Annotated in this window: 1 protein-coding gene; it reads left to right on the forward strand. The window is 62.8% G+C overall.

Annotated elements, in window-relative coordinates; genetic code table 11:
• A partial coding sequence (locus ACI48D_RS26020) for an NAD(P)/FAD-dependent oxidoreductase (RefSeq protein ID WP_435574135.1) occupies window positions 1-285 on the forward strand: 285 nt, incomplete at both ends.

Genomic DNA, 285 nt, shown 5'->3' on the forward strand with positions numbered 1-285 from the left:
CGAGACCAAATCCTACGCCACCCCGCACTTCATGGTGCCCAAGGCGCTGACCAACCACGGCAACTACGTGATTTCGCTGGGCAATGTGGTGCGCTGGCTGGGCCAGCAGGCGGAAAGCCTTGGTGTCGAGATCTTCCCGGGCTTCCCCGCCGCCGAGATCCTGTTTAACGACGACGGCTCCGTGAAAGGCGTCGCCACCGGCAACATGGGCGTGAACCGCGAAGGCGAACCGACCGACGCGTTCCAGTTAGGGATGGAGTTGCACGCCAAGTACACGCTGTTCGC

The organism is Massilia sp. LXY-6 (assembly GCF_051233485.1).
In the GTDB taxonomy this organism is placed as follows: domain Bacteria; phylum Pseudomonadota; class Gammaproteobacteria; order Burkholderiales; family Burkholderiaceae_D; genus Telluria.